Here is a 21,064-nt window from a genome sequence, read left to right as displayed (position 1 = left end):
TCAGTTTAATTAATATGGGTAACTTATATGTTGAAAAAAGCGTACTGATAAGTCTTGGCGTTGCTTATTAATTGCTAACTCATCGCATAATCCATGAATAGTTTTTTCTACTTGGTTCATAAAGCGACCATAGCCAATTTCATGTTTATTATGCTCAGCTGCCACAATGACAAAATTCAGTGTTTCGACTAATTTATCGGCTTCAAAGAATACTTTTATTTGTGGTGCTGAATCTTCTATATCAAAACTAATTTTTTGTAGCTCTTCATTCCCTTCATTTCTATCGACTTGGCTGTTGCGTATTATTGGCATTGCGCCATTAGCAACCATTGCAGCGTGGGTGAGTTTATTGTCTTCACATAACTGAGTAAATAGTTTTGAAAAGTGGGTGTAGAACGGCTGATAAGTTTGGCTGTTAACCTCACTTTGAAACTGCGTTTTAATATTACGAGTTATCGGTATCGAAAAAGTGACATAGGTCATTTCTGCGTGTGTGCTTGGTATCTCGCATTGTCTTGATTGATAACGAGGATATAAACTTCTTAATTTATAACCATAACTTTCTTTATTGCCTTTTTCTTTAGCGAATAAATCATAGGTCAAATGCTGATGATCACGTAATTTAAAGCTTGGTTGCTCTACAAATAATTGCTGTTGTAAAAGATCCAATACTTTTTGTACATTATTATGAAATTGGGCGGAGTGAGCGCGAATATCATCCCCAGTGGCTAAAAACAGTAAGCGAATCTTTTTGCTTTGCTGATCTTCGGTGTAATGAAGTTTATGTGCTTCATGGTAACGAGGGTTATAGAAAAACAACATTTGCTTATCGGTTTCAAGTTGATAAGACTCATCATGAAATCGCACGACCGGCAGTTTATCATTGGCGAGTAAATGCACATTGTGAAGTTCATATTCATCACAAGCGGCAAATAGTTGGCGAGCAATACGCTGATAACACGCATTAATATTACTAAAGCTCTTATAAAACTCATCGTTTGGCGTGATTTCAGCTAATAAATAATGGTTTGCTCTAGCATTGCTTGGGATATAAACACGGTGTTGATTTAATGAAGCCATCTTTCGTTCCTGTAAGTTGGGTTTATTTTTATACTATAGAATGCTTTGATGACTTAAATATTGCGCTAAAACAAATTTTGTTCATAAACTATCCCTTATTAAACAAACTTTGTTAATTACCAGCATAAACCCGTATCTATTACTGTATGTTACGCTTGGTTTTTGTAATAATGCATTAGTTTTGTTATCACGCAATATACAGAGGTTTATACTCCTATGGCGGAAATCGAGAATCGCCCAAGTAACTTTATTAGAACCCGAATTGATGAAGATTTAGCAAGTGGAAAACATGCCACAACGCATACCCGTTTTCCACCAGAACCAAATGGCTTTTTACATATTGGCCATGCAAAATCAATTTGCCTAAATTTTGGTATCGCCAAAGACTATAACGGTTTATGTAACCTTCGTTTTGACGATACAAACCCAGAAAAAGAAGATATTAACTACGTTAATTCAATTAAAGAAGACGTACAGTGGTTAGGGTTTAATTGGGATGGTGAGATTAAATATTCGTCAAACTATTTTGATGTGCTTTACGGCTATGCAGTAGAGCTAATTGAAAAAGGTTTAGCGTATGTGTGTTTTTTAACAGCCGATCAAGCGCGTGAATATCGCGGCACATTAAAAGAGCCAGGTAAGAATAGCCCTTTTCGCGATACTTCGATTGAAGAAAACCTCGCATTATTTGAAAAGATGCGCAATGGTGAATTCAAAGAGGGCGAATGTGTACTGCGCGCAAAAATTGATATGGCAAGCTCATTTATGGTGCTACGCGATCCAATTATTTACCGTGTTCGTTTTGCACATCATCACCAAACTGCGGATAAGTGGTGCATTTACCCAATGTACGACTTCACGCATTGTATTTCTGATGCCCTTGAAGGCATAACACATTCATTATGTACATTAGAGTTCCAAGACAACCGTCGTCTCTACGACTGGGTACTTGATAACATCAGCCTTGAATGTCACCCTCAGCAAATTGAGTTTTCACGTTTAAACCTTGAATACACTATTATGTCAAAGCGAAAGCTTAATGACTTAGTGGTAAATAATAAGGTAGAAGGGTGGGATGACCCACGTATGCCAACAATTGCTGGTCTTCGTCGTCGAGGTTATACACCGGCTTCAATTCGTGAGTTTTGTTTACGTATTGGTATTACTAAACAAGAAAATATGGTTGAAATGGGTATGCTTGAAGCGTGTATCCGTGATGATTTAAACGAAAATGCACCGCGTGCGATGGCTGTACTTGATCCGGTTAAAATCGTGATTGAGAATTATCAAGCCGACACTGTTGAAACATTGTCAGTTGCTAATCACCCAAATAAAGAAGAAATGGGTCGTCGTGATGTGCCTTTTACCCGTGAAATTTTTATTGAACGTGAAGATTTCCGCGAAGAAGCAAACAATAAATTTAAACGTTTAGTACTTGATAAAGAAGTACGTTTACGTGGCGCTTATGTAATTAAAGCCGAGCGTGTTGAAAAAGACGATAACGGTGAAATTACCACTATTTACTGTACTTACGATCCTGAAACATTGGGTAAAAACCCAAGCGATGGGCGTAAAGTAAAAGGGGTGATCCATTGGGTATCTGCACCAGAGTCGGTAACAGCAGAAGTGCGTTTATATGACCGTCTGTTTAGTGTGCCTAACCCTGCAGCAGCAGAAGATTTTGAAAGCACATTAAACCCAGAGTCGTTAGTTGTTATTAATAATGCAAAACTAGAACCTTCACTGGCAAATTCACAGCCTGCGCAAGGTTTTCAGTTTGAGCGTACTGGTTATTTCTCACGTGATACTAAATCAGAGAATGTGGTATTTAACCAAACTGTGGGTCTTCGCGACTCGTGGGCTAAAATAGATCAGAAGTAATTCTGTTCTATTTTAGACACAAAAAAACCTGCTTTTAGCAGGTTTTTTTATGCAATTAATAAAAATTAACTGTTGTTTTGTGCAAACGCCTTACATGCATCTTTATCTTCACACTCACCGTATAGGTAAAGAGAGTGGTTAGTTAGCTTAATACCGTTTTCTTCAGCAATCTCAAGTTGACGACGTTCAATCAAGTCATCTTCAAACTCAACAACCTTGCCACACTTTAAACACACTAAGTGGTCATGGTGAGTACTGCCCGAAAGTTCAAATACAGACTTGCCACCTTCAAAATGATGACGGCTAACAATGCCCGCATCATCAAATTGATTTAAAACACGGTAAACAGTCGCAAGACCAATTTCTTCGCCCAGATCTAATAAAACCTTGTAAACATCTTCAGCGCTTATGTGTTGGTTATCTGGAGATTGAAGAATCTCTAAAATTTTAATACGCGGTAAAGTTACCTTTAGCCCGGCTTTTTTAAGTTCCAAGTTATGATCAGTCATTAAATCTGTCTCAATTTTATTTAGTTATACTAGACATCTTGCAAGATGTACTCGTCACAATAATAGTTAGGATAACGTGCCTTAGCAGGAAGTGCAAAGAACAATTGATCTATATCAATATTAACGCGGAAAATGCTAACTGTTTGATAATATTTTAAACAGTTAGCATAATAAGGGGGGATTAATCTGCTAACTCACTTAAGCACATTTCATCATATACTTGAGCACACCATTGTTTAACGCGTTGCTCGGTTAGTTCCGGCTGACGGTCTTCATCAATACCTAAGCCTACAAAATGCTTGTCATCAGCCATGCCTTTTGATGCTTCAAAATCATAGCTGTCTGTTGGCCAATGTCCAACAACAATAGCTCCACGCTCTGTTACGATATCGTTGATCATACCCATTGCATCTAAGAAGTATTCTGCATAGTCTTCTTGATCGCCACAGCCAAAAATAGCCACTAGCTTGCCTTCAAAGCTTACTTCTTCAAGCTCAGGAAAAAAGTCATCCCAATCACACTGCGCTTCGCCATAGTACCAAGTTGGAATGCCGAATAAGATCAGATCAAATTCAGCAATCTCTTCTTTAGAGCTTTTTGCAATGTCATGCACAGCAACGAGCTTTTTACCCAATTCTTTTTGGATCATTTTTGCTACGTGTTCTGTGTTACCTGTGTCACTTCCGAAAAAAATGCCTACACTTGCCATGGATTTAAACCTTTTATCTATCAATAGCCAATCTTTCTTGTAAAATTGTTTCGATCAACGCACTACGGCTAATATTTTGTGCATCTGCCATATCACTCAAAGCCTGATACAACTGTGACGAAACTTTAAATTCAACACGCTTTAAACCACGTGCTTTATCTCTTTTTATTTGATTACGTTTATTGACCTTTAACTGCATATCCCGTGGAAGGGGATTGGTTTTCGGTCTACCTGGACGTTTCTCGTATTCAAATAAATCAAGCGTTGTTCTATCTGTTTCTGACTTGGCCATGCTTAACCTACACCCGCACCTTGCCAAAATACCTGAATAAGTCCTTTGGCAATAAAGCCAGAGCAACCTAAAAAAAGTACCAGCCACACAATATAACGACCAAATTTAGGCACATTGCCGCTTTTCAGTACATCTTTAATTGCCAAGCCGATAAAAATAAAAATACCTGCTAAGCCAAAATACAACCCTAAGGTATCAAATTCGTTAATAAACTGACTGACCATCGACGTATAACCTTTAAATTAAACGGCGCGTACTATAGCACATAAATCTTTAATTATTTAGTGTGATAAATCAAAAACACGCCACAAAAATAACTTTAAATTGCCATTAAAAAATCATTGATTGCTTTGTTTACAGCCTGTGGTTTTTGGGCGTGCAACCAATGACCCGCACCATGAATGATTTTTGCACTTACATTTTTAAACAGCGCATTAATTGCTTCACGATGCTCAGCTAATATGTAGTCAGAGTCATTACCTTTAATAAACAGAGTTTCGCATAAACAAGAATTATTTGCATTAATGTTGTCGGTAATTGTTGAATATTTATTGTCAAGTACTGATAAATTGAATCGCCAAACAAGTTTCCCTGCATCATTTTTATATAAACTCTTTAGTAAAAATTGACGTACACCTAACTCTTCTATATACGGTTGCATTACTAAATCAGCTTGCTTTCTATCATTAATACCGGCATTTTTCACTGCATTTAATGCCTCAATGATTTGGGTATGACGAGCCGGGTAGCTAACTGGGGCGATATCAAGTACCACTAATTTATCGACCAAGTCGCTATGGTTTAATGCAACTTGCATAGCCACTTTACCGCCCATGGAATGCCCTACAAGGTGCGCTTTTTGTATTTTCAATTTCGCCATTAATTCCACAATGTCATTGGCCATGGCTAGGTAATCCATTTCATCACTGTGTGGGGAAAGGCCGTGGTTACGTAAATCGACATTGGTTACGCAAAAGTGTTCACTTAATGGCTTTGCAATCACATTAAGGTTTTCTAATGAGCCAAACAGTCCATGGATCAAAACAACATCAGGACCTTGACCAATTTGTTTGTAATTTAATTGCATAAACGTCTCCCATAATTTTGCGCATAGTTTGCCGAGCATTAACTAAAAAAGCAAAAAATACAGATATTATTTAAACGCTGGATGTAAAATACCTAGCTCTCTGATTATTTGGTCATTATTAATTATATGTTTAGGGTAGCGTGGGTTGTAACTCGCATTTCTAACTGGATTGGGTATAATCATATCGAAAGAAAAATGTGGCCCGTAATGACAGGAAGAACATGAAACAAATCGACATAGACGACGAGTTATATCAGTACATTGCTAGCAATACCCAGAGTATTGGTGAAAGTGCATCGACTATTTTACGTCGTTTATTAAATCTCAGCGGCGAAAAAATTCACACCACAAAATCAGACACTGATCATAAAAATGAAACCGTTAGTGTGTCTAATTCATCTGAAGAACAACAAGTCGCAGCCGTTGAACAGCCAGCCTCTGTGGCGAAAGTGCCAGTAAATAAAAAGAATGCAAACGTATTTAATATTTTAAATAAAGAAGAACTGGCAATGCAAAAAGGTGTTGTTGGTCGTTTCTTATTTATATTAAGTGCATTTTACCGAACGCACAAAACTGACTTTTCAGCAGTGCTTGATATCAAAGGCCGCGATCGTGTTTATTTTGCGACCAGTAAAGAAGACTTAGTGAATAGCGGTAGTAGTATGAACCCTAAAAACATCACCGATAGTGAATATTGGGTGATGACAAATTCAAATACTACACGTAAAAAAATGATGCTGCATGAAGTTGCACTTAGCTTGGGCTATAGCAATGAGCAAGCTGAAAAAATTCGTGATTATCTTTAAGGAAATACCATGGCAATTCATTCCGGCGCAGGGAAAACTGCACCACAATCGGTTTTAGTGAATGTACCAAAGTTAGTGTCTGCGTATTATTTAAATGAGCCTGATCTAGAGCAAAACCCTGAGCATTGTGTTGCCTTTGGCACCTCAGGGCACCGTGGTTGTGCATATGATGTGAAATTTAATGAATCACACATATTATCAATCACCCAAGCTATTTGTGATTACAGAAAGCAAAACGATATATTTGGCCCATTATTTTTGGGTAAAGACACCCACGCATTAAGCGAAGCGGCCTTTAACTCAGCAATAGAAGTACTCGTTGCTAACGAAGTGCAAGTGATCACCCAAGAAAATGGCGACTTCACACCAACACCAGTAATTAGCCACGCTATTGTTAGTTATAATAAAAATCACCCAAATGAATTGGCCGATGGCATTGTCGTTACTCCGTCTCATAATCCTCCTGAAGATGGCGGGTTCAAATATAACCCTCCTAATGGCGGTCCTGCAGATACAGATGTAACAAAATGGATTGAAGATAGAGCCAATCAGCTTTTAATGGAAGACTTAGTTGAAGTAGAACTGTTTCCATTTGCTAAAGCGTCGCGTTCTGGTTTTATCCGCTATGAAGATTTAATGACACCGTACATTAATGATCTTGAAAATATTGTTAACTTAAAAGCGATTAGTGATGCTGGTATTAAAGTAGGTATCGATCCATTAGGTGGTTCAGGCATCAACTTTTGGCCAGTGATTGCAAAAAAATACAATCTAGATTTAACCGTTGTAAATGACAGTGTTGATCCGCGTTTTGCATTTATGCCACTTGATAAAGATGGCAAAATTCGTATGGATTGCTCATCACCTTATTCAATGGCGAATTTAATTGCCCTTAAAGATGATTTTGATCTATCGATAGGCAATGACCCTGATTATGACCGTCATGGCATAGTAACACCTGATGGATTAATGAATCCAAATCACTTTTTAGCAGTAGCCATTGATTATTTACTAACGCATCGTGACTGGGATGCCGGTGTTGAAATTGGTAAAACCCTCGTTTCTAGCTCAATGATTGATAAAGTCACTGAGCGTAATAACCGTAAAGTTAAAGAAGTGCCGGTTGGTTTTAAATGGTTTGTTGAGGGGTTAAATAAAGGTAAATTGGCTTTTGGTGGTGAAGAAAGTGCTGGTGCTGCTTTTTTACGTTTTGATGGCAGCGTTTGGTGTACAGACAAAGATGGCTTTATCATGGGGCTTCTTGCCGCTGAAATTCTTGCAGTTACAGGTAAAACACCGTCTGCGTTATATAAAGAGCTAGAACAAGAGTTTGGTGCGCCACTTTATAAACGTTTAGATGCGCCGGCAACGCCTGAGCAAAAATCACGATTAAAAGCGCTCAGTGCAAATGACGTAAAAGCAGATACCTTAGCGGGTGAAGCCATTTTACAAAAACTTACTCATGCGCCAGGTAATAATGCGGCAATTGGTGGTTTAAAAGTAGTAACTGAAAGTGGCTGGTTTGCAGCGCGTCCTTCAGGTACTGAAGATATTTATAAAATATATCTAGAATCATTTAAAGGCGAAGAGCACTTAGCCTTATTAGAAAAAGAAGCTAAAAAACTGGTTGATTCAGTAATTAGCTAGTCTGCAATTAAAATTAAAAACGGCTGATTTATTCAGCCGTTTTTGTATCTACAATTTATAAAACAAAAAGGGCTTTATAGTGATGTCAGCCACTTCAGAATATATTAATCAATTAAAACAAGATGGTGATTTTTTAACGCTTTCTCGAAACTATGAATGGCATTTGGATGCAGGCCAATTTACCCTTAATAATAATACGCAAGTAACCGTGCATGATACCGGTGTAATTGAATTTGAGCCTGATTGTATAACGTCAAAGAATGTGGTGCTTTCAAGTGCAATTCATGGCAATGAGACAGCACCTATAGAAATTTGCGATGAACTGATTAAACACATTATTAGTGGAAAACTTGAATTACAACAACGGGTTTTATTTATTTTTGGTAACCCTCAGTCAATTAATATTGGTAAACGCTTTGTAGAAGAGAACTTAAATCGCTTATTTAATGGGCACCACACTGTTGATGGCATTGCGATGAACGACGAACGTGTTCGTGCTGCAAAACTTGAACAGTACGTTAGCGATTTTTATGCACGCTCAGAGCAGGACACGTATCGCTGTCATTATGATTTACATACCGCTATTCGTGGTTCTAAAAATGAAAAGTTTGCTGTTTACCCATTTTTACATGGTAAGCCGTGGAAAAAGTCGCAACTGCAGTTTTTATTGAGTTGCGGAGTTAATACGGTATTAATGATGAAATCACCCGCTACCACGTTTAGCTACTATTCATCGTTTGTGCATGGGGCTGATTCGTTTACCGTTGAGCTTGGGCAAGTAAAACCCTTTGGTGAAAACGACATGTTGCGCTTTGCAAAAACTAAGCAAACATTAACTGCATTAATTAGTCAAAAAGAAGTGGAATACCCTAAATTTAATGCAAGTGACTTTGAGTTGTTTTCTGTTCATCGCACAATTAACCGCACAGAGCAAAACTTTAGCTTCCCGTTTTCTGATGATGCCGAGAACTTTACAGGCTTTGCAAAGGGTGAGCTTTTAGCAACTGATGGTGATAATGCAATTTATGCGGACGTAGAAGGGGAAGCGATTATTTTTCCTAACGCACAAGTTGCTATTGGACAACGTGCACTATTAACGGTTGTGCCTATGCAGGTGGATAGTCGTTTTAGCTAATTCAACACATCAGACCACTTGTTATGAAAGTTTAACCAACTGATTAATAAGTGGTTAATTATATGTATAGTTAACTTGCCAGTTTTTTGCTCAATATTTACTTTTGTTTGGTCACAGTTTTGTTGAATAACACTTTACGTTAACGTAAAGTGTTGGCAGCTTTAATTAAATACAGTGCAGATGTTGCAAAGTTTATTCAGCAACAATCACCCATAATAATAATTTAAAGGGGCACTGTGATACCGACAACAAGAGAAGGTAGGTTATGAGTAATCCCAATAACGTATCGCTGAATATTAACCATAAGCTTGAGTTCATCGACGGCCACGCACTTAATATTCCAACCCTTAGTATTTTAACTGAGGACGGCGACATTCATCCTAGTGCTCCTGCACCTGACATTTCTAAACAAACCGCTATTAAATTATACGAAACCATGCGTTTTATTCGTTTATTGGATGAACGTATGCAGGGTGCTCAACGTCAAGGTCGTGTTAGCTTTTACATGCAGTGTTTAGGTGAAGAAGCTGCTGTAACAGCCTCTGCGGCAGCCCTTGATCAAGATGATATGATTATGGCGCAATACCGTGAGCAAGCGGCGTTGCATTACCGTGGTTTTACGCTTGACCAATTTATGAATCAGATGTTTTCTAACGAATTAGATCTTGGTAAAGGCCGTCAAATGCCGATCCATTATGGTTCTAAAGCACTTAACTACATGACAATTTCATCGCCTTTAGGAACTCAAATTCCACAGGCCACCGGTTATGCATACGGTCAAAAAGTAAAACATATCGATGCTAAAACAGGTGAACTAGCAAGCACTATTGATAACGTCACCATTTGTTATTTTGGTGAAGGTGCCGCTTCAGAAGGTGATTTTCACGCAGGTCTTAACATGGCTGCAGTGCACAAGGCACCGGTTATCTTTTTTGCACGTAACAATGGTTATGCTATTTCTACCCCAGCTGATGAACAATTTAAAGGTGATGGTATTGCATCGCGTGGCGTAGGGTATGGTATTAAAACCATACGTGTTGATGGCAGCGATGCACTCGCTGTTTACGCAGCAACCAAAAAAGCCCGAGAAATTGCAGCAACCCAAGGTGAGCCTGTACTAATTGAATCGATAGCGTATCGTTTAGGGGCGCACTCAACATCAGATGATCCTAGTGGCTACCGTTCAAAAGACGAAGAAGCAAACTATAAAGCGTGCCCAATTGAGCGCTTTAGAAAATGGCTAGTGAAACAAAACTGGTTAGATGACGCAGAAGATATAAAAGCCAAAGAAACAATTCGTGATGATATTTTAGCGGCACTTAAACGCGCTGAAGTAATTGATAAACCAGCCTTAGAAGAGCTGATTTCTGATGTGTACGATACGCCAATTCCATCTTTACAACGCCAATATGATGAGCTTAAAACACATATAAAAGCCCATCCTGATGCCTATCCAACAACAGCAGGGAGAATTAAGTAATGGCTAAAATGAACATGCTACATGCAATTAATTCTGCTTTAGATATCACTATGAATGAGCACCCTCAAGCGTGTATTTTTGGTGAAGACGTGGGTTATTTTGGCGGTGTTTTTAGAGCAACATCAGGCTTACAAGAAAAATACGGTAAGCACCGAGTATTCAACACGCCGCTTACAGAGCAAGGCATTTTAGGTTTTGCTAACGGATTGGCCGCATTTGGTGCACCAGCGCTTGCTGAGATTCAATTTGCTGATTACATCTTTCCTGCGTTTGATCAAATTGTGAATGAATCTGCTAAGTTTCGTTACCGTAGCGGTAATGAATTTAACGTGGGTAATCTAACAATACGAACACCATACGGCGGCGGTATTGCTGGTGGTTTGTATCACTCGCAATCACCAGAAGCATATTTTGCTCATACGCCAGGGTTAAAAATTGTCGTGCCGCGTAATCCTTATCAAGCTAAAGGCTTACTTCGCGCATGTATTAAAGACGATAACCCAGTGCTATTTTTTGAGCCAAAACGCTTATATCGTGCATCTACGGGTGAAGTGCCAGAAGAAGATTACAGCATTGAACTAGGCAAAGCCGAAGTGGTTCAAGAGGGCACTGACGTTACTTTATTGGCGTGGGGGGCACAAATGGAAATTGTAGAAGCAGCTGCTAAACAAGCCAGCGAACAAGGTATAAGCTGTGAGGTAATTGACCTTCGCAGTATTCTACCATGGGATGTTGAAACGATTGCTAAGTCAGTGACAAAAACAGGCCGTCTTATTGTTAGTCATGAAGCACCTATTACCAATGGTTTTGGCGCTGAAATTGCGGCAACTATCGCTCAAGAGTGTTTCTTACATTTAGAGTCGCCTATTTTACGTGTCTGTGGTTTAGATACACCATATCCGCTGGCGCTTGAAAAAGAATATGTTCCAGATGCATTGAAAGTAATGGCCGCAATTAAACAATCAGTGAACTTTTAGGGGTTTCCATGGCTAAAGATTTTATATTACCTGACATTGGTGAAGGCATTGTTGAATGCGAAGTAGTCGAATGGCTGGTGCAAGAAGGTGATACAGTAAAAGAAGATCAGCCTATTTGTGATGTGATGACAGATAAAGCCTTAGTGCAAATTCCTGCGGTACATGATGGGGTGATCACTAAGCTACATTGCAAAAAAGGCGATATTGCTAAAGTACATGCGCCGTTATTTGCAATGGATGTTGCCGGGGAAGCACCCAGCGAAAAGACTGAAACATCATCTGCACCAACATCTACTCGTGAACACTTAGAAGATTTTATCTTACCCGATATTGGTGAAGGTATTGTTGAGTGTGAAATTGTAGAGTGGTTAGTAGCAGAAGGCGATGAGATTGAAGAAGACCAAGCTGTTTGTGATGTAATGACTGATAAAGCGTTGGTACAGATACCGGCTAAATATACCGGTACTGTACAAAAGCTATATTATCAAAAAGGTGAAATTGCCAAAGTACATAGCCCGTTGTTTCAAATGACCATAGCAGGTCAAGCCGCAAAAGAAGATGTTGATGTTAATCAAGCGGTCGTAAAAGCACAAAGCAATGCAACTACCGATTCACCGGCTAAACAAACACAACCACAAACTGCGATTGTTAACGAAAAAGCAGTTGCCTCACCTGCGGTTAGACGTAAAGCGCGAGAGCTTGATGTAGATTTAACTTGCGTACCAGGCAGTGGTAAAAATGGTCGTATTTATAAACAAGATATTGAAGCGTTTATAAAAAATGAAGTGCCATCTGGTATGGATACTTCTGAGCTTAATAAACCACAAGCTTCTGAGAGTAAAAAAATCAGCAGCACTGAACATGTAACGAGCACAGGTGGAACGCGAACAGAAGCGATTAAAGGCATTAAAGCGGCAATGGCAAAACAAATGGTGGCGTCGGTTTCAACTATTCCACACTTTACCTACAGTGATGAAATTGACTTAACTGATTTAATTGCACTTCGAGCAGATCTAAAAGAGCAATATAAAGCTCAGGGCGTTAAGTTAACTATGATGCCATTCTTTATTAAGGCGTTATCGTTGGCAATGAGTCAATTTCCAGTACTTAACTCAAAAGTAAATGATGATTGTAGCGAAATTACTTACTATGACGATCATAATATTGGGGTTGCGGTAGATTCTAAAGTGGGCTTATTAGTGCCTAATATTAAAGCTTGTCAAACTAAAAGCATTGTAGAGGTTGCTAACAGTTTAACTCAGCTTACTGATTCTGCTCGCGAAGGGCGAGTTGCACCTGATGATTTAAAGGGCGGTACTATTAGCATTTCTAACATTGGTGCAATTGGCGGCACTATTGCAACGCCAATCATAAATAAGCCAGAAGTCGCGATTGTTGCACTTGGTAAATTACAGCACCTTCCACGCTTTGATCAGCATGGGCAGGTAGTTTCACGTGCAATTATGCAAGTAAGTTGGTCAGGTGATCACCGTGTAATTGATGGCGGCACGATAGCGCGCTTTAATAATTTATGGAAAGAATACTTAGAGCAGCCAGCTAAAATGATGATGGCAATGCGCTAATTTTTTTCATTAATAAAAAACCAGCTTATTAGCTGGTTTTTTTATATCTTGAAAAGTAATGAATAAAAGGTAGACCGATTTAGCTGAAAAAATACAGTCCATATCCAACTAATAACGCCGGAACTGCGGTATATAGTGTGGCAATAATGGCCGCTTTGGGTGCCATAGCAATGGCAGGGAAAAGCGCATCGCCATCGTTAGAAATCGCGTTCGCTGCTAAAGCACTAAACGGTATCACGCCTTGAATGTATAACGTGGTGACAATAATTTGTGGTCCACAACCGGGTAAAAAGCCAATTAATACCGCAATTAACGGCGCTAAATAGGCAAAATTTAAAAACCATGTTTTTAAATCAAGTCCAAACACGCTCACCAGTAGTTCAAATAACACAAAGGAGGCAACCACCCACGCAGTTACAAAATGAGTATCTTGCAGTACTTTTGTTATTTTTGAAGGCGGACTGCATACATCATCTTCTGAGGTCACTTCCTTATAGCTTTCACCTTTTGATGATAGCGCCCACATAAACACCACAAACAATGCCATTAATGCGCCAAAAAAACTGACCGCATTTACTACATGATTGCCAAATTGGCTTAAATCAATATTAAGCGCCAGTACAAAAGCAATCAGTAATCCAGGAATAATAGCAATTAACCAAATAGGCTTGCTCAACTTTATTATTTTGGTTGGCAATACAGTCACTGGTTGTGTTTGCTTTTGATTGGTAGGACATAGATAACCTGTTTTATGCAGTTTATTAACCAGTAAGCCTGTTAGCGTTCCGACGACTAAGCCTATTGCCATTATCGTTAACCCATCAGTAGGGCGTGTAGCTAATAATAAAAACGCCGCATCACCCATAGTGGCCGTTAATACCGCAACAATAGCCCCAAAGCTGGCTTGTCCCTTGGTAAATTGAGTAACCACAATGATTGCACCACCACAGCCTGGCAGCATACCTAAAAAAGCAGCAAAGCTGACCTCTAATACAGGAGACTTAGCATTTAGATAACGAAGCTCTAGTTGGGGTAAATGATCAATCGCGTAGTAGTAAATAAATAGGGTCGCAGCAACAAACACACTGACTTGAAAAAAAGCATCACTAAGTGCAGTGATTGTTATAGTGCGTAAGCTGGGCAGGGCTAAACAAACTAAAATTAACAGGGGTAAAATTAGGCGTTTATTTTGATGAAAAACACGTTTTGCAGCTGGCGAAATAACTCCTAAATGTTCTGTTAAAAACATACAGTACGACCTAATTAATAAACTAGATCGCACTGTACTATTTTATTAAATGATAATCAATATCATTTAGATAATTGCTTGAAAACGTTTATTTACGTTGAAACTCTGAGTTTTCATTCCAAGTAGGCCATTGAGTTTGCTGTGAAATATCAAAACCTACTTTATAAAATAGTTGTAAATCTTGAACCGCACCTGATAAATCCCACTCATCACGATATCTATCACAAGGCTGGTGGTAACAACCGCGCAATACTAAACTCATACGCTTGCGATAATTAGCCGTTTCTTCGTCAAATGCTTCTGAACCACCACCGGCATACATAGCAGGTACACCCATATTGGCAAAGGCAAAGTGATCTGAGCGGTAGTAACCACCTGAAGATGGCTTAGGATCGCCTGATACTGTTCTGCCTTGCTCTTTTGCAGCAGTTGCTAATAGTTCATCCATTTGCGATTTCCCAATACCCACCACACTAATATCTTTTACTTTTCCTAATAGGTTTAAGCTATCCATATTAATATTAGCAACGGTTTTATTTGCTGGAATAACCGGGTTAGCGGCGTAATATTTTGAGCCAAGCAAGCCTTGTTCTTCAGCGGTTACCGCTAAAAAGGTCATTGAGCGGTCAGGGCGTTTACCTAGTTTAGTAAAGGCTTCAGCCACTTCGATCATACCGGCTGTACCTGTGGCATTATCGTGGGCACCATTATAAATTTGATCGCCTTTACGATTTTTATCCGTTCCTAAATGATCCCAATGCGCAGAGTAAATAACATGCTCATCTGGCGTTTTACTACCAGGAAGAGTGGCAATAAAGTTATAAGATACCGATTTTTTGATGGTATTTTTTACATTCACAGTGGCAGCTAAATCGCCCATATCTACATGGTAAGCGCCTTTAGCTGCTTCTGCTTTAGCAGTATCAAAATCAAGGCCTGCTTTAGTAAATAGCTCTTTTGCTACATCAACAGTAACCCAACCTTCAACAGCAACACGATCCATGTTGTTATTATCTTTTACAAAACCAAACTGCTCGCCACTCCACGAGTTCTCAACCACTGACCAAGGGTAAGACGCCGGTGCTGTTTCATGAATGATAATAGCCCCCGCTGCACCTTGACGGCTTGCTTCTTCGTATTTATAAGTCCAACGGCCATAGTAGGTCATGGCATCACCGGTAAATAAATCAGGATCTTTAGTTGCAAAACCAGGATCATTTACCAGCATCACGACGGTTTTACCCTTAACATCTAGGCCTTCGTAATCATTCCAGTTATATTCAGGTGCGTTAACACCGTAACCGACAAATACCAACTCTGAATTTTCAATCCCTTCTTGTGCACTTATACGGCTACTACCCATTACCATGTCTTTTTTGTATTGGTAGTTTTTACCGCCAATATTAAGCACCATGTCAGAGCCTGCTTCTAATGATACAAGCGGGACTTCTTGGAAAAAACTATCACCGTTACCCGGTTCAAAGCCCAATGCAGTAAATTCTTTTGTTAAGTAGTCAAGCGTAAGCTTTTCACCTTCAGATGAAGGAGCACGACCACCAAACTCATCAGAGGCTAACACTTTTACATGCTTAGCAATTTCATCGGCTTGAATGCTGTTATAGCCTTTCGCGACATCGTCAGAAGTGATACTTGTTGTTGCACAACCCGCTAGAATCGCGGTTGTGATTAAGGTCAAAGAAAAATAACGTTTCATATTGGCTCTTTTTTTGTTCTAAGTGGCCCTAGTATATGAACTTCTGTTAATTAGAACCAGTTTTTGCGGTAAACTGTTAGGGATAAAAATGTACAGTAAAGGTAACAATGAAGCGTTTTACTCCCCCAGAACAATTCCAAGTAACGAGCCTAAACACAGGGGCATTTGCTCACTTACGTCAGCTGTTTAAAATTCATCAACAAACAGACTGGCCAGAACCTGCGTATTTTGCCCCGTACTTAAATGCCATAAACGCAAATAATCTCCCCATTCGTTTTATCGATGATGCAAAGGTTGACTTTGCTGAGCGCTATTATGAACAAGTTATTTTTGAAACTGGGGAAGTACCTACTCGCCAGCAAAATTGGCATGATCTGTTTGGTGGTTTTATTTGGTGTTTATTCCCAAAAACAAAAGCCCTAATCAATCAGCGTCATGTAGCTGAAATAGCAGTGCATGGTTTAAAACAACGCAGTAAACATCGTAACGCATTAACCCTGTTTGACGAGTGTGGCGTAGTTTTAGCTATTAGTGACTCTAATTGGAAAGCATGCTTAAGAGACCATCAATGGAAAACCGCATTTATAACGCATAGAGAGCAGTGGGGTCAAACTATAGCGCCATTCATGTTTGGCCACGCTAATTACGAAATGTTGACCAAACCTTATATTGGGCTCACAGGAAAAGCATTATTTGTGAATGTACCCGATGAAATATTTTGTAAAGATTTAGTAACTCAGTACCAGTACCTAGATCAGCGACTTTATGAGATGATTAAAAATGATGATTGTTTAGCCGATAATAAACAGCTTTCACCCTTACCCTTATTAGGTGTTCCTGGTTGGTTTGAGGAGAATAACAATTCATCATTTTACGACAACACGGACTATTTTAGACCGAAACGAAGGACACGAAAATGATAGAAGTCACAGCGCTTAAGAAGAAGTTTAAGCTCACTAAAGATCATAAAAAAAATAAAACAGATGAAGTAGACCCACGCGAAGATAAAGACTTTTTTCACTCGGTTAAAAATGTCAGCTTTAGCTGTGCTAAAGGCGAAGTGCTGGGGCTACTGGGCCCTAATGGTGCGGGTAAAACCACCACCTTAAGAATGATTTCAACCGCTTTAAAACCGGATGATGGCAGTATTACTATTGCCGGAAATGACATAATTAAAAAGCCACTCATTGGGCGTAAATCTATTGGGTTTTTGTCTGGCTCTACTGGTTTATATGGCCGTTTAACGGTAAAAGAAAATATCGAATATTTTGCAAAGCTACATGGCATGAGTAAGCAAGCGATCAAGGCACGTTGTGAAGAGTTATTTACCTTACTCGATATGCATAAATTTATTGATAAGCGCGCTGAAAACTTATCAACCGGTATGAAACAAAAAGCCAATATAGCGCGTGCTGTGGTGCATCACCCAGACGTTGTTATTCTTGATGAGCCAACTACCGGGCTTGATATTATGACTACGCAAACAGTAATTAATTTTATTAAAGGCTTAAAAGCACAAGGCACTCCTGTTATTTTTTCTACGCACCATTTAGATGAAGTTGCGCTTTTATGTGACCGTGTAGCGGTTATTAATGAAGGTGTAAGTTGTTTTGATGGCACGCTCGGTGAATTTAAACAAGCCGGTAACAGCGAAGAATTAAACCAAGCGTTTATGAACATATTAACGGAGAAGCAAGATGTTTGAAGTTTTTAAAAAGGAATTAACCGAGCTACTACGCGATAAAAAAACCTTGTTGTTCGTCGTGGTATTTCCGATAGTGGTTTTTCCGTTGTTATTTGCTGTGGTTGCGTTTATTTCTTCACAAGCCGCGCTTGATGCAGAGCAAAAGGTAAACACCTATGCGATTATCAATGGCGACTTTGCTCCAGAATTTACTGATAAAGTGTTTTATCATAAAAGCTTTGAGTTATATAAAGGCGATAAAACCTTCAATAGTGTTGAGGAGCTAAAAGCAGGCGTAACTGCTGGCGATATCGACATGGGCATATACTTACCAAGCGATGCAGTGCAAACATTAGATGATAAAAAGCAAAGTGAATGGCAAGTTGTATTTAATGATTCAAAATCAATTAACTTCTTATTTGAGCGAGTAAAAGAGCTTGCTAAAGAGTACAGCGATACACTTCAAGAAAGTAAACTATTGAGCTTTGGTATTGATAAAAGCGCTCAGCAATCTATTTTAAAGCCAATTAATGTGGTTAAAGTTGATACTGCAGACAAACGTGAAAACTTAGGTGAAAAAGTAGGTGGTTTTTTACCTTATTTACTTATCCCGTTAGTACTGATGGGGGCAACTTACCCAGCAATTGATTTAGGCGCTGGCGAAAAAGAGCGTGGCACGTTAGAAACCTTACTACTTACCCCCATTACTCGTACTGAGCTAGTATTGGGTAAATTTATTACTCTACTCACAACTTCAATCGCATCAACTACTATCACCGTCATTAGTATGGGGTGTTGGATTGCATTAGCACTGGCATTTGCTGATCTAGAGTTTATTAAAGCCGCGTTTAGTACATTAGGCATTTCAGACTTGCTGATGATTTTTGTATTATTATTACCAATTGCAGCTATTTTTTCTGCATTAGCATTGGCTATATCAATCTATGCACGTTCGTTTAAAGAAGCGCAAAATTACATGACGCCATTAAGTATGGTGGTATTTTTCCCAATTATTATCTCCATTATGCCTAATATGGAACTGACCGCTAAAACAGCCTTTATTCCGGTTACTAACGTCGCTTTAGCGATTAAAGAAATTATTAAAGGCACAGTCGATTACACGCTGGTGGGATTAATATTTTTGGCTACGGCACTGATAGCCGGTGCACTATTGGCATTTTGTGTTAAGTGGTTTAACCGCGAAGACGTGTTGTTTAGATAACCATCTAAATTGCAAAGTATAAAAAAAAGGTCGCACAGCGACCTTTTTTTATAAATTATTAATTATGAGACAATGCTATTTGCTTAATTTAAGCTCTGTGTTTGAAAATTACTAGATAAGCAATCAATAAAAAACCGCTGTATGAAAAAATCATACAGCGGTTTTTTAATGAGATTACTATTTATGATTTAAATTGCGCTTTAATAGTTTCAATTGCGCTATCAATATCAATCATAAGTTTTTCACCGGTGCGACGGTTTTTAAGTTCTACCTTATTCTCATCAAGGTTTCGCTCACCAATGACAAGAGTGTAAGGTACACCAAGTAATTCCATGTCGTTAAACATAACACCAGGGCGCTCTTTACGGTCATCAAATAGCACATCTAGGCCTGCATCTTTTAAACCTTGATATAGGTTATTAGCAATATCAGGAATACGATGCGATTTATGCATATTCATTGGCACAATTGCTAAATCGAAAGGCGCGATAGCTTTAGGCCATGTAATACCGTATTGGTCGTTATTTTGCTCAATAGCTGCAGCAACAATACGCGATACACCAATTCCGTAACAACCCATAGTCATTATTTGGTTTTTACCTGATTCGCTCAGTACACCTGCTTTTAATGCTTCTGAGTACTTAGTACCTAGCTGGAAAATATGACCAACTTCAATACCGCGCTTAATTTGCAACGTGCCTTGACCACACGGGCTAGGATCGCCCTCAACGATATTACGGATATCAGCAACTTCGTAGCCTGTTACGTCGCGATCCCAGTTAATGCCACTAAAGTGCTCATCATCTTTGTTGGCACCGGCTACAAAATCAGCCATTACATCCGCTGTTCTATCAACAATAATAGGCATGTTTAAGCCAACTGGGCCTAAAGAGCCTGGTTTTGCGCCAATGGCAGCAACAATATCTGCTTCGGTTGCCATTTCAAGTGGAGAATCAACCAGTGGATGCTTTTCAGCTTTGAGTTCATTAAGTTCGTGATCGCCACGCAGTACTAATGCAACAAGCCCGCGTACGCCGTCTTCATTAGGAGTACCATAAACCACTAATGTTTTAACACCGCGATGGGGTTTTACGCCATAGTGTTTTTTAAGCTCATTAATTGTTTTAGCATCAGGCGTTGGGAATGCTTTTAACTCTTTGCTTGCTTGTGGGCGAGCTTCAGTTGGCGCTAATGCTTCGGCTTTTTCAATATTAGCGGCGTAGTCGCTGGCATCACTAAAAGCAATGGCGTCTTCGCCAGATTCAGCAAGTACATGGAACTCATGCGATACACTACCGCCAATAGAGCCTGTATCTGCAATTACTGGGCGGTAATCTAAGCCTAAACGTTCAAAAATATTACAGTAGGCTTTGTGCATTACTTGATACGTTGCATCTAAACATTCATCGGTTAAATGGAATGAGTAGGCATCTTTCATAGTAAATTCACGGGCACGCATAACACCAAAACGTGGGCGACGTTCGTCACGTACTTTAGTTTGTACTTGGTACAAAGTAATTGGTAGTTGTTTGTAGCTGTTAATTTCTTTACGAACAAAATCGGTGATCACTTCTTCATGGGTAGGGCCCATGGCAAATTCACGATTATGACGGTCGGTAAAGCGCATTAACTCAGGACCAAACTCACTCCAGCGGCCAGACTCTTCCCATAAATCAGCAGGCTGAATAACAGGCATAAGCATTTCAATTGCGCCGGCTTTATCCATTTCTTCGCGTACTATGTTTTCTACTTTTCTTAGCACACGTAAGCCAGAGGGAAGCCAAGTGTATAAACCCGAAGCGACGCGACGGATCATTCCGGCTCTAAGCATTAATTGATGCGAGACAATTTCCGCATCGGATGGCGTTTCTTTAAGTGTAGCGAGTATATATTGACTAGTACGCATGTTTTTTCCGAAATAGAGTGATATGTTCTTTTAATTAAGGCGCTCAGTTTACCAGCGGTTGCATTGACACTAAAGCGCTAAGTGATTTTTTATCGAATTTTAT

Annotated in this window: 19 protein-coding genes; 10 read left to right on the top strand and 9 right to left on the bottom strand. The window is 39.3% G+C overall.

All coding sequences use genetic code 11. The annotated features are described in order from the left end of the window. Positions 1-9: 9 nt before the first annotated feature. A complete protein-coding gene (locus tag AC0VZ5_RS08280) occupies positions 10-1,080 on the bottom strand; it encodes a DUF3083 family protein (protein WP_138606102.1) in 1,071 nt (356 codons plus the stop codon). 216 nt (positions 1,081-1,296) lie between these two features. Here AC0VZ5_RS08280 and glnS point away from each other — a divergent pair, with 216 nt between their 5' ends. After that, a complete protein-coding gene (gene glnS, locus AC0VZ5_RS08275; RefSeq protein WP_475472340.1) occupies positions 1,297-2,961 on the top strand; it encodes a glutamine--tRNA ligase in 1,665 nt (554 codons plus the stop codon). Positions 2,962-3,026: 65 nt separating this feature from the next. On the opposite strand, the gene fur is transcribed toward glnS, so the two are convergent. The 5 genes from fur to AC0VZ5_RS08250 all read right to left on the bottom strand — a co-directional run bounded on the left by fur (position 3,027) and on the right by AC0VZ5_RS08250 (position 5,558). Beyond that, positions 3,027-3,470 (bottom strand): ferric iron uptake transcriptional regulator, encoded by a 444-nt coding sequence (gene fur, locus AC0VZ5_RS08270; RefSeq protein ID WP_010390113.1) that lies wholly within the window; start codon positions 3,468-3,470, stop codon positions 3,027-3,029. A gap of 181 nt (positions 3,471-3,651) precedes the next feature. Next, on the bottom strand, positions 3,652-4,179 hold the full coding sequence (fldA, locus tag AC0VZ5_RS08265; RefSeq protein ID WP_008113772.1) for a flavodoxin FldA: 528 nt from the start codon (positions 4,177-4,179) through the stop codon (positions 3,652-3,654). Positions 4,180-4,192: 13 nt separating this feature from the next. Further along, a complete protein-coding gene (ybfE, locus tag AC0VZ5_RS08260; RefSeq protein ID WP_008113775.1) occupies positions 4,193-4,471 on the bottom strand; it encodes a LexA regulated protein in 279 nt (92 codons plus the stop codon). A gap of 2 nt (positions 4,472-4,473) precedes the next feature. After that, complete coding sequence (locus tag AC0VZ5_RS08255; protein ID WP_008113777.1) at positions 4,474-4,695, bottom strand: DUF2788 domain-containing protein; 222 nt, start codon at positions 4,693-4,695, stop codon at positions 4,474-4,476. 95 nt (positions 4,696-4,790) lie between these two features. Further along, entirely contained in the window at positions 4,791-5,558 is a 768-nt protein-coding gene (locus tag AC0VZ5_RS08250) for an alpha/beta fold hydrolase (protein ID WP_475472337.1), read from the bottom strand. Positions 5,559-5,779: 221 nt separating this feature from the next. On the opposite strand from AC0VZ5_RS08250, the gene seqA reads away from it, so the two are divergent. From seqA to AC0VZ5_RS08220, 6 genes are all read left to right on the top strand, one after another. Further along, entirely contained in the window at positions 5,780-6,364 is a 585-nt protein-coding gene (gene seqA, locus AC0VZ5_RS08245) for a replication initiation negative regulator SeqA (protein WP_464708669.1), read from the top strand. A 9-nt stretch (positions 6,365-6,373) separates the two neighbouring features. After that, entirely contained in the window at positions 6,374-8,011 is a 1,638-nt protein-coding gene (pgm, locus tag AC0VZ5_RS08240; protein WP_464708670.1) for a phosphoglucomutase (alpha-D-glucose-1,6-bisphosphate-dependent), read from the top strand. 82 nt (positions 8,012-8,093) lie between these two features. After that, entirely contained in the window at positions 8,094-9,146 is a 1,053-nt protein-coding gene (gene astE / locus AC0VZ5_RS08235; protein WP_475472335.1) for a succinylglutamate desuccinylase, read from the top strand. Positions 9,147-9,411: 265 nt separating this feature from the next. Further along, positions 9,412-10,626, top strand: coding sequence for a thiamine pyrophosphate-dependent dehydrogenase E1 component subunit alpha (locus AC0VZ5_RS08230; protein WP_008113789.1), 1,215 nt, complete (start codon positions 9,412-9,414; stop codon positions 10,624-10,626). Beyond that, positions 10,626-11,603, top strand: a complete 978-nt coding sequence (locus AC0VZ5_RS08225) for an alpha-ketoacid dehydrogenase subunit beta (protein WP_010390106.1) — start codon at positions 10,626-10,628, stop codon at positions 11,601-11,603. Before AC0VZ5_RS08230 ends, AC0VZ5_RS08225 begins: the two co-directional genes overlap by 1 nt. Before the next feature lie 8 nt (positions 11,604-11,611). Beyond that, positions 11,612-13,186 carry a dihydrolipoyllysine-residue acetyltransferase gene (locus tag AC0VZ5_RS08220; RefSeq protein ID WP_475472333.1) on the top strand — a complete coding sequence of 525 codons (1,575 nt, stop codon included), beginning with the start codon at positions 11,612-11,614 and terminating at the stop codon, positions 13,184-13,186. A gap of 79 nt (positions 13,187-13,265) precedes the next feature. Here AC0VZ5_RS08220 and AC0VZ5_RS08215 read toward each other — a convergent pair whose 3' ends face one another. Together AC0VZ5_RS08215 and AC0VZ5_RS08210 are read right to left on the bottom strand one after the other, a co-directional pair. Further along, positions 13,266-14,435 (bottom strand): putative manganese transporter, encoded by a 1,170-nt coding sequence (locus AC0VZ5_RS08215; RefSeq protein ID WP_475472331.1) that lies wholly within the window; start codon positions 14,433-14,435, stop codon positions 13,266-13,268. 88 nt (positions 14,436-14,523) lie between these two features. Then, the gene (locus tag AC0VZ5_RS08210) at positions 14,524-16,149 is read right to left on the bottom strand and encodes a M28 family metallopeptidase (RefSeq protein WP_475472329.1); all 1,626 of its coding nucleotides are present in this window, start codon (positions 16,147-16,149) and stop codon (positions 14,524-14,526) included. A 107-nt stretch (positions 16,150-16,256) separates the two neighbouring features. Between AC0VZ5_RS08210 and AC0VZ5_RS08205 the strand changes: the two genes are divergently transcribed. Genes AC0VZ5_RS08205 through AC0VZ5_RS08195 form a run of 3 tightly spaced genes read left to right on the top strand, consistent with a single transcriptional unit; the run spans position 16,257 to position 19,055 of the window. Then, positions 16,257-17,069: a DUF3025 domain-containing protein gene (locus AC0VZ5_RS08205; RefSeq protein WP_475472327.1), complete on the top strand. Its 813-nt coding sequence runs from the start codon at positions 16,257-16,259 to the stop codon at positions 17,067-17,069. Beyond that, entirely contained in the window at positions 17,066-17,854 is a 789-nt protein-coding gene (locus AC0VZ5_RS08200) for an ATP-binding cassette domain-containing protein (protein ID WP_475472325.1), read from the top strand. The genes AC0VZ5_RS08205 and AC0VZ5_RS08200 overlap by 4 nt, the downstream gene beginning before the upstream one ends. Continuing rightward, positions 17,847-19,055, top strand: a complete 1,209-nt coding sequence (locus tag AC0VZ5_RS08195; RefSeq protein WP_475472323.1) for an ABC transporter permease — start codon at positions 17,847-17,849, stop codon at positions 19,053-19,055. The genes AC0VZ5_RS08200 and AC0VZ5_RS08195 overlap by 8 nt, the downstream gene beginning before the upstream one ends. Positions 19,056-19,236: 181 nt before the next feature. Here AC0VZ5_RS08195 and AC0VZ5_RS08190 read toward each other — a convergent pair whose 3' ends face one another. Next, positions 19,237-20,961: a proline--tRNA ligase gene (locus tag AC0VZ5_RS08190; protein WP_475472321.1), complete on the bottom strand. Its 1,725-nt coding sequence runs from the start codon at positions 20,959-20,961 to the stop codon at positions 19,237-19,239. Positions 20,962-21,064: the final 103 nt, after the last annotated feature.

The organism is Pseudoalteromonas sp. QJM3NY_12 (assembly GCF_056173165.1).
The sequence above is the reverse complement of the archived record's forward strand: the minus strand, read 5'-3'. Positions and strand labels throughout refer to the sequence as shown.

Bases quoted from the DNA above. Each gene is read 5' to 3' on its own strand.
- AC0VZ5_RS08280 (WP_138606102.1), bottom strand. From the start codon at position 1,080: ATGGCTTCATTAAATCAACACCGTGTTTATATCCCAAGCAATGCTAGA.
- glnS (WP_475472340.1), top strand. From the start codon at position 1,297: ATGGCGGAAATCGAGAATCGCCCAAGTAACTTTATTAGAACCCGAATT.
- fur (WP_010390113.1), bottom strand. From the start codon at position 3,470: ATGACTGATCATAACTTGGAACTTAAAAAAGCCGGGCTAAAGGTAACT.
- fldA (WP_008113772.1), bottom strand. From the start codon at position 4,179: ATGGCAAGTGTAGGCATTTTTTTCGGAAGTGACACAGGTAACACAGAA.
- ybfE (WP_008113775.1), bottom strand. From the start codon at position 4,471: ATGGCCAAGTCAGAAACAGATAGAACAACGCTTGATTTATTTGAATAC.
- AC0VZ5_RS08255 (WP_008113777.1), bottom strand. From the start codon at position 4,695: ATGGTCAGTCAGTTTATTAACGAATTTGATACCTTAGGGTTGTATTTT.
- AC0VZ5_RS08250 (WP_475472337.1), bottom strand. From the start codon at position 5,558: ATGCAATTAAATTACAAACAAATTGGTCAAGGTCCTGATGTTGTTTTG.
- seqA (WP_464708669.1), top strand. From the start codon at position 5,780: ATGAAACAAATCGACATAGACGACGAGTTATATCAGTACATTGCTAGC.
- pgm (WP_464708670.1), top strand. From the start codon at position 6,374: ATGGCAATTCATTCCGGCGCAGGGAAAACTGCACCACAATCGGTTTTA.
- astE (WP_475472335.1), top strand. From the start codon at position 8,094: ATGTCAGCCACTTCAGAATATATTAATCAATTAAAACAAGATGGTGAT.
- AC0VZ5_RS08230 (WP_008113789.1), top strand. From the start codon at position 9,412: ATGAGTAATCCCAATAACGTATCGCTGAATATTAACCATAAGCTTGAG.
- AC0VZ5_RS08225 (WP_010390106.1), top strand. From the start codon at position 10,626: ATGGCTAAAATGAACATGCTACATGCAATTAATTCTGCTTTAGATATC.
- AC0VZ5_RS08220 (WP_475472333.1), top strand. From the start codon at position 11,612: ATGGCTAAAGATTTTATATTACCTGACATTGGTGAAGGCATTGTTGAA.
- AC0VZ5_RS08215 (WP_475472331.1), bottom strand. From the start codon at position 14,435: ATGTTTTTAACAGAACATTTAGGAGTTATTTCGCCAGCTGCAAAACGT.
- AC0VZ5_RS08210 (WP_475472329.1), bottom strand. From the start codon at position 16,149: ATGAAACGTTATTTTTCTTTGACCTTAATCACAACCGCGATTCTAGCG.
- AC0VZ5_RS08205 (WP_475472327.1), top strand. From the start codon at position 16,257: ATGAAGCGTTTTACTCCCCCAGAACAATTCCAAGTAACGAGCCTAAAC.
- AC0VZ5_RS08200 (WP_475472325.1), top strand. From the start codon at position 17,066: ATGATAGAAGTCACAGCGCTTAAGAAGAAGTTTAAGCTCACTAAAGAT.
- AC0VZ5_RS08195 (WP_475472323.1), top strand. From the start codon at position 17,847: ATGTTTGAAGTTTTTAAAAAGGAATTAACCGAGCTACTACGCGATAAA.
- AC0VZ5_RS08190 (WP_475472321.1), bottom strand. From the start codon at position 20,961: ATGCGTACTAGTCAATATATACTCGCTACACTTAAAGAAACGCCATCC.